Origin of the sequence: Flavobacterium sp. YO12 (genome assembly GCF_004119495.1) — a bacterium.
Lineage (GTDB): Bacteria > Bacteroidota > Bacteroidia > Flavobacteriales > Flavobacteriaceae > Flavobacterium.
Genome location: NZ_NRQU01000061.1, coordinates 15,854 through 27,542 on the forward strand (window position 1 = coordinate 15,854; position 11,689 = coordinate 27,542).

Here is an 11,689-nt window from a genome sequence, read left to right on the forward strand (position 1 = left end):
ATTAGGGTTTAAAAAGCTTTCCTTTTTTTCTCTTCCTTCTTTCTCTTTAAATCATCGTCTTTTTTCTCGACTTCAGGATTGTAAGGAATATTTAAATCGATAGATTGATCAACATCCCAATTCGATCGAACATCTACGCCTTTTTGATAATAAAACACCTCCTCAGCATACGTTTTGTTTAAGAAACTACCCGTGTCGTACATCTTATTTTTATTATCATCATAGATAACTCGAACCGTAAATTCTTCTGGAAGCAGTAAGTTGAATTCAATTTTTGTTTTGCCCTCAGAATATTCAGAAGCATATACATTATCGCCTTTTTTATTGGTAATTTCAACAATTATAGGAAAGCGTTTTACGTTTTGTAAATTCAAAACCAGATTGCCGTAATCTTCAAATTCCTTTGTGGTTAACTTATACGATAACGTATCGTTTGTTTTGTCATAGAAATCAGTTAACGCGCCCGGGAAAAATGTAAAATTATATTTTTGTAAAGGCTCTTTTTTGAAATCAACGTACAATTTCTGTTCGAACTCGTCGTATTCTGTAATAAAATCAACCGCAGTCGAATCTTTATTTACAAGTCTAATTTTTGTTTTATCAAATTTTACCAGAGGAGTTTCAGTTTCTAGTGTGAATTTTTCTCTAAAATTAAGTACACCGTTTTGAACTGCTTTAATATTTAAAGTGTCTTTTTTCTGATCCTTAACCTTAAAAGTGAATTTTTTATTGTACTTGTCATTGCTCACTTCCAACGACAATGAATCAGCTTTTAAAGGTTTGTACCAAACTTGCAGCGAATCTTTTTTCGGGAATTGCGTTACGATAGTTTCCAGAATCTGCCCATTGTTTTTAAGTACAATTTTTGGTTTTGAATTTTTAAAATTCTGTGTTCCTTCATACGGAAGAAGTAATCTGTTTCCAGAAGCTTGAATTGGTTTAAAAGCCTTTAATGGCAGTGTTTCCTTAAATAATTCTAACTCAAAAATAGTATCATTTGGTACCGTAATAAAATGTTTTATAAATCCAATTTTATCGTCTTTTGGATTAAATTTATTATTGCTTCCTTTATCTTTTAGAGCAACTAACAAGTATTTTCCAGCTTTTAAATTTTCAAATTTAAAAGTTCTCATACTGTCCAAAGTATTGGTAATGTATCGCGGAAATTCTTTGTAAATAACAGAATCTTTGTATTTGTCGTTTGCTTCATAAAGCATCACAGAAACAAAATTGTCTACGTTTTTTGCGTAAGCATCTTTAATTTTTCCGCCAAGAGTAAGCGAATCGATATAAGCGCCGGTTGAAAAAATGTATTTAAACTGGTTCAACGGATTTCCTTCGTTATTATCAGTAATACTTTGTCCAAAATTTAAGCTGTAAGTAGTATTAGGCTGTAAAGTATCTCTAAGTTTTATCTTTAAAAATTTACTCACACCAACAGGCGTAATCTGCGGCTCATATTTCATTGGAGGAGAAATAATAAGCTGTTTGTTGAGGTTTTTTAATTTAACATATTCATCAAATACCAGTGTAATCTCGTTTCCCTGAAAATCTGTAGTTAAGTTTTTAGGAGTGCTGGATATTAAAATAGGAGCTAGAGTGTCTTTTAATCCGCCAGTAATATTGCCTCTTTTGGCGCAGCTCACCATTAATAATACCAGTAAAAATGAAATATATTTGAGTTTGCTTTTAAACATAGCGGTTTTTAAATTTGATTGCACAAAATAACAATTATATTTGCTTTAATTGAAATTTTTTGGCCATTTATTAGGATTTCGCACCGTAGATATTTTCGCATTTTTTAGAATTTAAAACCTCTGATATGAGATAATTTCTTACTTTTGATCTTAAATATAATATCACTTCGTTTTGGTTAAAAGATTTTTTTGGGTTTTGTTACTTCTTTTTCTGACTGCGTGCAGCAAAAAAGACCAGCCAATAATTTCTTTTTATTATTGGAAAACCAATCTAAAATTTTCTGAAACAGAAAAAGCAGCTCTCAAAGACAATGAGGTTCATAAACTTTATGTTCGGTATTTTGACATCGGACTTGATCCTCAAACCCAACAACCATTTCCTGTAAGTCCAGTTCATTTTTATGAAAATGTGCAGGAATTTGAAATTGTTCCAGTTGTTTTTATTCAAAATAAAGTAATGCTTGAGAAGTATTTAGATGTTGAAGATCTTGCAAAAAAGACGATTCATTTAATTACCGAAATCAACAGCAAGAATAAAATTAATTGTACCGAAATTCAAGTTGACTGCGATTGGACATTAAACAGCAAAGACAATTATCTGAAGTTTGTTGAGCAGATTAAAAAGCTTTCAAAGAAAAAACTCTCCGCCACAATTAGACTTCATCAAGTTAAGTACTTTAAGAAAACTAAAATTCCGAATGTAGATAACGGTGTTTTGATGTTTTATAATATGGGAAGTATAGCGCCAGATTCATTAAACTCTATTTACAGCAGAAAAATCTCAGAGAAATATCTTAAAAGTTTAAAGAAATATCCGCTGCATCTTGATTATGCACTTCCTATTTATTCATGGGCAATTCATATCAGGAATCAAAAGGTTTTAGGTTTGCGTTCGAAATTGAATAGCAGCGAACTCAAAAAAGATAAAAACTTCGAGCAGATTAGTTCAATATTTTTTAAAGTAAAACAATCTAATTACAAAAACGGTGTTTACTACGAAGAGAATGATCTGCTTAAAACAGAGACAATTTCTCCAGAAGATTTAAAAGAAATGGCTGAAGATTTAGACGATAATAAAGCGCAGGCTCCAAAAGAAATTATATTTTACGATTTAGACGAATTCAATTTAAATAATTATGAGAAGAATATTTTTAAGCAAGTTATTTCTTGGTTTTAGTGCGGCTTTCCTTTTTGCATACGGAATAATTTATGCTTGTGCAGGTGGAGACGATTGGGATTTTTTTGGTTATAACTCCAATTTTACTCCAGAAACTTTTGCAGATAAATCCTATTCTCCGCTTTTTTTGTCGGGCGGTATTTTCTACGGAATTGGTTACGATACGCAGCATAATTCACGTTTCAATGCAGCCATAAAATCAGATTGGGCAGCTTATCTTAAAGGAAAAATCGATACTACAACAGTAAATTATTTTTTAATTGGTGATGAGAAGCCAGATTATTATTCAGATAATAAAAATAAGATTAAGAATAAGGAAGAAATCACAGATCTTCATGTGTATTATAAAGCCAAAAAAGAAAATGCTTCGTCTTTAAAATGGGGAAAAAAGATGCCATTGAAAGAGGAGAAGGTAAAAAACTTTGTTGAGTTTTTGTATTTGGCACAAAAAATAGAAACCGTTTCAATTAGCGAAGATCATTGGAGTTATGATCCCGTTGTGGCCAAAACATTCAATGACGCTAAAATGATTCAGTCAATTGAGAATGTTTACAATACTTTGTCTGATCCGTTCTTAAAAAATAGATATTGGTTTCTTACCATGAAAGCTCGTTTTTACAGTAATAATAAACAAAAAGCAATTGAGTTTTTTAATAAAACAGAAAGCTCAGTTCCTAAAAACACGTTGTATTACCGCGCACTTTCATACGTTGCTGGAATCAATCATAAACAAGGGAAATATGCGGTTTCGAACTATTTGTATGCACAGGTTTTTGATAAATGTCCTGAATTAAGAGTGGTAACAGCGTATAGTTTTGCTCCGAAAAATGAAACAGATTGGAATAAAGCGCTGACAATGGCAAAGACCAATAAAGAGAAAGCAGCACTTTGGGCTATTCACGGCTATTATAAAGATGAAAAACAGGCAATCGAGAAAATTTACGAATTAGATCCAAAAAGTGAGCACTTAAATTATTTGGCTACTAGATTGGTAAACGGACTTGAACAGTCTATAAATAACTCTTTTCAGAAAGATGGTGGAGAAAATCAGCCCGTAAAAAAGCTGACTGTTGCAGAAAATAAAACCGAGAATCAAGCTAAGGTTGATAAAAAAGCGCTGGATTTAATGGCTAAAATTTCGGCGGCAGGAAATACAGACAGACCTTATTTGTGGGATTTGTCTCTTGGATATTTACAGACTTTAAAAGGGGATTATGCAAATGCAGATAAGAATTTTGATAAAGCGGTAAAAACACTTCCTAAAACAGAATTGGCAGGAATGCAGCTTCGTTTATTGCGTTTTGTAAACAACTTAAGCAAAATTGATAAACTGACGGATAAAAACGAGAAAACAATTCTAGCCGATTTGAATTGGTTGTATTATGAACTTCCAAAGAACTATAAAGGACAGGAGTTTCGTTATCAAAATGCTTCTTCGTGGAGCAGAAGTTATTTGTCGACTCTTTATCGTGAAAAAGGGAATTTAGTTATGGCTGAGATTTTTGGTGAATCTCGTTACAGCTATTGGAATGATGGAAATGCTTTTTATGATGATGAGAAGAATTTACAAGGAATAAAAACGTTTTTGTCTAAGTCTAATAAAACTGAAATTGAGAATATTGGTGCAGGAATTTATAGTTTGAAATTAAAAGATATTAATAACTTTCAAGCAGTTCAGGCAACTTTCAAAAACAAAATTCCAGAAGCAATTGAGTTTTTAAAACAAACCGATTCAGTTCAGAATTCTAAATTTTTAGGAAATCCGTTTAACGGAAGTATAAAAGACTGCCACGATTGTGATCACGCCGCTTATCAAAAAAGAAAATATACACAAATGGATTTCTTAAATACAATAAAAGAAATGCAGGATAAGCTGGCTAAAAACGAAGATGTTTACACGAATAGTTTATTGTTAGGAAATGCATTTTATAATATTTCGCATTTTGGAAACGGAAGAACTTTTTACGAAATTACTATTGTAGGTTACGGTTCAAGTCCATATTCGTTTAGAGATTCTATGAAAAAGATGATTACGGATTGCAGTGTTTCTAAAATGTATTATCAAAAAGCATTGCAGGCAGCATCTACAAAGGAGCAGAAAGCAAAATGTGTGTATTTGATTTCGAAATGCGAACGAAACGAATATTATAATACTAAATACAATAGTGTTAGATATTGGTGGGATGCCAATGATGATAAAGTGAATTTTATTGCTTGGAATGGATTTAAAACGCTGCAAAAAGAATATTCGGATACTAAATATTATCAGGATGTAATTGCAGAATGTGGTTATTTTAATACTTATGTAACTCAATTAAAATAAGATGGTAAATAAAATAGAACATATTGGAATTGCCGTAAAAAATATGGACGATGCAAATGTATTGTTTGAGAAATTATTGGGCGTTCCGTCGTACAAAGAAGAAATGGTAGAAAGTGAAGGAGTTTTAACTTCTTTCTTTCAAACCGGGACAAACAAAATTGAACTTTTGATGGCGACGAATCCAGAAAGCCCAATTGCGAAATTTTTAGAAAAAAAAGGTGAAGGAATTCATCACATCGCTTTTGATGTTGAAGATATTCATGCCGAGATTTCACGCTTAAAAAGCGAAGGTTTTGTATTGATAAATGAAGTTCCAAAGAAAGGAGCCGATAATAAATTGGTGGTTTTTCTGCATCCAAAGAATACGAATGGCGTTTTGGTTGAGCTTTGTAAGGAAATTAGATAAAAAAGATACTTTTTTTATTCTCAATAATGTCTTGAAAATCAATCTTGTTTTTGAAACATGGGCTTGGAATTGAAATTAAATGCAAATCATGTCTTAAAATATTTGGAGTGAATGAAAAATAGTAGTAATATTGCATCCTCTAAACCGGTCCTATAGCTCAGCTGGTTAGAGCACCTGACTCATAATCAGGTGGTCCCTGGTTCGAGCCCAGGTGGGACCACCAGCTTACTCGTCCAGACTTTCAAAATGATTGTCTGGACTTTTTTTTGCAGTAAACTCAAGGGGTGCAGAACTTCGTACTCTTTTCTCATATCACTTCAATAGAGACAAGCCTAAAAAAAGGCATTCTTTTAGGTATCCCAAAAATTAAAATAGGTACCCCACTTTTAAATTATTACTATTATGAAAATCAATAAAATATCAATTTTGTTTTTATTGGATAAGGTAAAAACAAACAAACAGGGTAAATGTCCTGTAAAATGCAGAATCACATTTAGTGGTAAAAGAAAACCATTTTCAACAGGATTGTTTATAAAACCTGAATGTTGGTTTAATGATGAGCAATTAGCTAAGCCACCCAATGAAGAGAATAATTACATAAATACTCAAAAAAGTCTGATTAAGAATAAAATTAATCAGGCTTTTTTATTTCTACAAGTTCAACAAGATACCTTTGATGTCGAAGATATTTATCTACAGTATAGGGGAGAAAATGTAAAATCGAACAAAACTATTTTGGTACTGTTTCAGGAGCATAATAATAAAATGGAGAAATTAGTAGGCAAAGATTATGTGATAGGCACCTTATGGAAGTTTAGGCAAGCACGAGAGCTGTTGAAAGCCTTTTTGAAATATCAGTTTAAGAAGACAGACTATGAATTTGCAGATCTTAATCTGAAATTTCTTCTTGATTATGAGTTCTTTCTTAAAACCGAGAAAAATCTGAGTCAGGCTACTATAAACAAAACAATTCAAAGATTTAGAAGAATAGTGAGAATTGCTATTTCAGAAGATCATTTGGAGAAAGAACCATTTTTGATGTACAAAGTTAAGAGATCAAAGAAAGAAATTGTTTTCTTAACCCCTGAAGAATTAGACAAGCTTGAAAAACATCAATTTGCTCAACAAAGACTTCAGCAAGTTAAGGACATGTTTGTTTTTTGCTGTTATACAGGCTTGGCATTTAATGAAATGTCAAAACTTGAACATAAACACATTGTAATAGGTTTTGATGGTCATAAATGGATTAAAATAAATAGAGAGAAAACAAAAAAGCTAGTCTCTGTCCCAATATTATCCAAAGCTACTAGCACAATAGAGAGGTATTGTTCTGAAAACTCTCCATTTATATTGCCTAGGATTAGTAATCAGAAGTTTAACTCTTATCTTAAAGAAATTGCTGAGGTTTTAGGTATTGAAAAGAGGCTAACACATCATACCGCAAGAAAAACTTTTGCGACTACAGTACTTTTATACAATGATGTGCCTATGGAAATTGTGAGTGAGCTCTTGGGGCATTCAAAAGTTACTGTTACACAAGAATACTATGCAAAAGTTGTACAGAAAAAAGTGAGTGAGCATATGGGACTTTTGTCTAGAAAACTAAATATGTTGGATTAGGTAGTTTGAAGGTTTTGCAAAGTTTGCAAGGTTTGCAGATTTTGCAGACCTTGCAAGTAATTACTTTAAACGTGATTTTATGACCTTGTATAAATGGAAAAACTTTGCTGATGATAGTCAATATAGCACTAGAACAATAGAAGAATGTGAATTAAATTTTCGCGACTTACCGACAGAAATTGATTCAATAGTAAAGCCATTTTTCAAACATTATCAAACTACTGAAATACCAACGTTTAATAAGAAGTTACTCGTGGATTTATTAGCATTAAATCATTTAGATATATCATTAGAACAATTTATTACCATTGGGTGTGCTTTACAGGTTCAGTGGAATTCAGCTTTAACAATCTATGAAGATGATGATTTGGTAAAAGATTTTGATTTGGAGAAAGAAAGTTATGAAGCGCTTTTTGATGTTTTAGAAAAGTTTCTTTTTGCAGAAAATCATAAAGATTTGCATTCTCTTTCTTTTAAATTTTTGTTTAGTGGTATTACAACAGTTAATAATTTTTTTGTTTTACGGGATTTATATGAAGCTATTTGTTTAGGTTATGGTATAAACAAAGAAAATTTTGAAGAACGAAAAATTGAAATACTTTCAATGACTAATCGGGTAAAACTTTCTAAGTTAGGAGAAAAAATAAAAACTGATTATGCACGTGCGTTATATGATAATATAGAATCAAAATTTTCTAAAGATTCTGATATACTAAGATTTATTGGGGCATTTTTTCACATCTTCCAAGTTCCAACTAATAATAGTCAAACACGAGAGTTATTGTATGATGATATTTCTGGTACTCTAAAATCGATAGATATCAAAAATTTCAGGCATTATCTCGCAAATAGACCAAGCATATTTCATGTTTAGTTTTTGAAACAAAAAAGCCTCTGTTTTTGTTTTTTTCTGTTTCAAATTGCCTTCTACATTCGACGTAATTTTGTTGCCGAAACAATGGGATAGTCTCATTGTAAATAAAAAAACAAAATATATGAATTTAGATTCAAAACAAGCAGATTCTGAGGGTTCGTCATCTTCTGCGCAATTGGTAAGTTTAAATAAAAAGATGCCAGATGAGGTGTTTGAAAACTTGCCAGAACCATTAAAAACAATTACAGAAAAATTTGAAGGCAGAGAAAGAGATGTTTTACTCTTGTCGTCAATAGGAGTAATAAGCTCTGTTCTTCCAAATGTTTATGGGGTTTATGATGGAAGGACTTTTAATAGTAATCTTTATGTCTTTATTGTTGCTCCTGCAGCTTCTGGAAAAGGAACAATGAATTGGTCAAAAAAATTAGTGGAGCCGATACATGAAAAACTGCTTAGAGAAAGTAATGCAAACAAAATTAGATGGAAACAGTCTGAAGAAAGAACTAGGGGAGAAAAACCAAAATCACAATTAAAAATAGTTCCTGCAAATACTAGTTCGTCAAAGTTGTATAGCCATTTGGAAGAGGCAAACGATAGTTTGTTGATTTTTGAAACGGAGGCAGACTCTCTTTCAAATATGTTAAAACAAGATTGGGGTAATTTTTCAGATTTGCTTAGAAAATCTTTTCAACATGAAACTTTATCACTTAGTAGGCAAAGTGATGACAGATTTATAGAAATTAAAAAGCCAAAATTATCTATTGTTATATCTGGGACACCAGATCAGGTAAAGCCATTAATCGAGACTAAAGAGAATGGATTATTTAGCAGATTTATTTTTTATGACTTTGATGAGGTAAGTGGCTGGAAGGATGTGTCACCTAAAGCACATAGGATTAATTACGATGATTTTTTTGAGGAGCAAGCAAAGTTAATTCTTGAGATCCATGAAAAGTTAAAGCAAAGTAAAGGTGTAGAAATAACTCTAACAGAAGATCATTGGGATAGATTTCAAGAGAAAATGGAGATAGCTTTAAATATCATTTTAGGAAATAACAAAATAGATTTTTTATCAGTAATTAAAAGATTTGGATTAATCTGTTTCAGGATATGTATGATCTTAACGATATTAAGAAACAAAGAAAGAATTACTGTTCCTGAGAAGATAACCTTAGATGTTACAGATGAGGATCTGAAAATCAGCCTATCAATGGTTAAGAACTTGATTGATCATTCGCTTTTGATCTTTGATAAGTATGATAAAAATGCTGTCTCATTGACAATGGCAGAAAGAAATCTATTAAATCAATTGCCAAACGAATTTAAAAGAAGTAAAGGTTTAGAACTTGCAAATACATTATCCATTCCTGAAAGAACATTTGATGAAATATTAAAGAGATGGGAAAGACAAAAAGTCTTAGACAAAGTAGCATATGGTCAATATAAAAAAAGAGCATTAAAATAGAACAACAATAATTGCAGACTTTGCAAACTCTGCAGTAAATCAATTCAAGCAGATATCGTGAGGTATCTGCTTTTTTTATGAAAAAACATTCAATTTAATATTAACAATTTTAAAGATTAAAATTATGCAATTAAAACAATCCGAAAGAAAACAAGTAAAGCTACGCTTAGGAATTAGTGGAGCTTCAGGGTTTGGAAAAACCAAATCAGCACTTTTATTAGCCTACGGAATGACTAATGATTGGAGCAAAATAGCAGTTATTGATACAGAAAACTCTTCTGCATCTTTATATTCAGATTTAGGCAATTTCAATGTCATTGATTTGTCAGCACCATATTCTCCTGAAAGATACATACAAGCCATTGAGATGTGTGAAAAAGCCAATATCTCTGTGGTTGTAGTGGATTCGATCTCTCATGAGTGGAATGGTACGGGAGGTTGTTTGGAAATACATGAGAAACTTGGAGGTAGATTTCAAGATTGGGCAATTATTACACCAAGACATCAGGCATTTATTGATAAGATCTTAAATTCTAGTTGCCATATAATTACAACAGTAAGAAGAAAAATTGATTACAGTATGGAATCAGAAAATGGCAAATCTAGAGTCGTAAAGCACGGAACGAAAGAAATAACACGTGAGGGATTTGAGTACGAGTTAACAGTCAATTTTGAACTAATTAATGATAACCATTTAGTACGAGCGAGTAAGGACAGAACTTCCTTATTTGCTAATAAACCGGAATTTGTTATTACAACAGCAACAGGTAAGCGAATTTTAGATTGGTGTAACGTAAAACCAGCCTCTATCAAAGAAATGCTGGATAAAATAGAAAGTGTATTATCTGTTTCCGAGTTAACAAAGCTGTACAATGAAAATCCATCTTATCAGCAAACATTAAAAACACAATTCACTGATAAGAAAATACATTTAGAAGGATTAACTAACCAACAAAATTTTAGTTCAAATGGACACAAGCATCTTTGAAATTAGCCAAGAGAGGGAATTACAAATAAAATCTGTAATTCCTCAAAGTAGAGTTCTACAAGGGAATGATAATATTATTTCTTCTAGTGTATTGTATCTCCCGAAGCCATTTATTGAAGCAAATACAATGGAAGTGAATTTAAGTTACTTAAAGAATCATTGTGTAATACCAGTCTTTTCAAAGGACAATGAAAGGACAATTGCGCATCAAGAGTTTATAGAAATTGTTCAAGGATGTACAAGTAGAGCTTTTCCTAATCATGTTTTTGATAAACCTGAAATAAGGGTTTCCCATGAAATAAAAGGAAGAATCCCCGAAGCAATACAAAAGCAAGCAAAAGATTTACTAGATCACGAGAGAACTCAGTATTTTGAGAGAATGGCTTTCATTATAAGAATTCCTAGTATAACAGAAATAATTAATGGTAATGAAATGAGCTTGGTAATAGGTGGGGTTCGAAGTTATAATCTTGAGAATTTATACAGTAAGAAATCTTTTGAGAAGTTTAAGTTTTTTATTGGGTTTCAGGTAAAAGTTTGTTGCAATTTATGCGTAAGTACAGATGGTTTTGCAGAAGAAATGAGAGTAACTAGTTATGTGGAATTACAGTCAAAAATTATGGAGATTCTTCAAAATTATAATGCTGAAAAGCATTTAGTACAAATGAAAGAACTTTCAGATTGTTCTCTTACTGAGCATCAATTCGCAACTTTAATAGGAAGAAGTAAGCTTTATCAGTATCTACCGAAGAAAGACAAGATTAATATTCCAGCATTGAATTTTAATGATGGACAGCTCAATGTTGTGGCTAAGGACTATTATGAAGATGAAAACTTTGGAAGAAACTCTGATGGAGATTTGAATCTATGGAATATGTATAACCTGTTCACAAAGGCTAATAAGAGTAGTTATATTGATACATTTTTAGATAGGAATGTAAATGCCTTTGATTTCACGAAAGACATTGTAAAAACACTAAATAATAATAGCTATCATTGGTTTTTGAGTTAAAACTCTGCCTGTTTATAACAGGCAGAGTTTTTTTATTTTTTGTAACCAAATTAACATATATTTGATTTGTAAAATTCTCAAAATGACTAAACCTTCAATAATAATTGAAATTGAAATTTTTTTAAAT

At 31.5% G+C, this 11,689-nt stretch carries 9 protein-coding genes and 1 tRNA gene; 9 read left to right on the top strand and 1 reads right to left on the bottom strand.

The genetic code is table 11. The features are described 5' to 3' along the window. Positions 1–8 precede the first annotated feature (8 nt). A complete protein-coding gene (locus BOW55_RS16850; RefSeq protein ID WP_129025165.1) occupies positions 9–1,697 on the bottom strand; it encodes an Ig-like domain-containing protein in 1,689 nt (562 codons plus the stop codon). A 196-nt stretch (positions 1,698–1,893) separates the two neighbouring features. On the opposite strand from BOW55_RS16850, the gene BOW55_RS16855 reads away from it, so the two are divergent. The 9 genes from BOW55_RS16855 (at position 1,894) to BOW55_RS16895 (ending at position 11,562) form a co-directional block, all read left to right on the top strand. Further along, positions 1,894–2,874, top strand: coding sequence for a hypothetical protein (locus BOW55_RS16855; RefSeq protein WP_241686599.1), 981 nt, complete (start codon positions 1,894–1,896; stop codon positions 2,872–2,874). Next, positions 2,834–5,197, top strand: a complete 2,364-nt coding sequence (locus tag BOW55_RS16860) for a hypothetical protein (RefSeq protein ID WP_129025169.1) — start codon at positions 2,834–2,836, stop codon at positions 5,195–5,197. Before BOW55_RS16855 ends, BOW55_RS16860 begins: the two co-directional genes overlap by 41 nt. Before the next feature lies 1 nt (position 5,198). Further along, a complete protein-coding gene (mce, locus tag BOW55_RS16865; protein ID WP_129025171.1) occupies positions 5,199–5,603 on the top strand; it encodes a methylmalonyl-CoA epimerase in 405 nt (134 codons plus the stop codon). A gap of 146 nt (positions 5,604–5,749) precedes the next feature. Next, positions 5,750–5,826: transfer RNA gene (locus BOW55_RS16870), tRNA-Ile, on the top strand. 179 nt (positions 5,827–6,005) lie between these two features. Beyond that, a complete protein-coding gene (locus BOW55_RS16875; RefSeq protein WP_129025173.1) occupies positions 6,006–7,223 on the top strand; it encodes a site-specific integrase in 1,218 nt (405 codons plus the stop codon). A 79-nt stretch (positions 7,224–7,302) separates the two neighbouring features. Further along, positions 7,303–8,097, top strand: coding sequence for a hypothetical protein (locus tag BOW55_RS16880; RefSeq protein ID WP_129025175.1), 795 nt, complete (start codon positions 7,303–7,305; stop codon positions 8,095–8,097). Positions 8,098–8,218: 121 nt separating this feature from the next. Further along, on the top strand, positions 8,219–9,562 hold the full coding sequence (locus BOW55_RS16885) for a DUF3987 domain-containing protein (protein WP_129025177.1): 1,344 nt from the start codon (positions 8,219–8,221) through the stop codon (positions 9,560–9,562). 124 nt (positions 9,563–9,686) lie between these two features. Further along, on the top strand, positions 9,687–10,550 hold the full coding sequence (locus BOW55_RS16890) for an AAA family ATPase (RefSeq protein ID WP_129025179.1): 864 nt from the start codon (positions 9,687–9,689) through the stop codon (positions 10,548–10,550). After that, on the top strand, positions 10,531–11,562 hold the full coding sequence (locus tag BOW55_RS16895) for a DUF3871 family protein (protein WP_129025181.1): 1,032 nt from the start codon (positions 10,531–10,533) through the stop codon (positions 11,560–11,562). The genes BOW55_RS16890 and BOW55_RS16895 overlap by 20 nt, the downstream gene beginning before the upstream one ends. Positions 11,563–11,689: the final 127 nt, after the last annotated feature.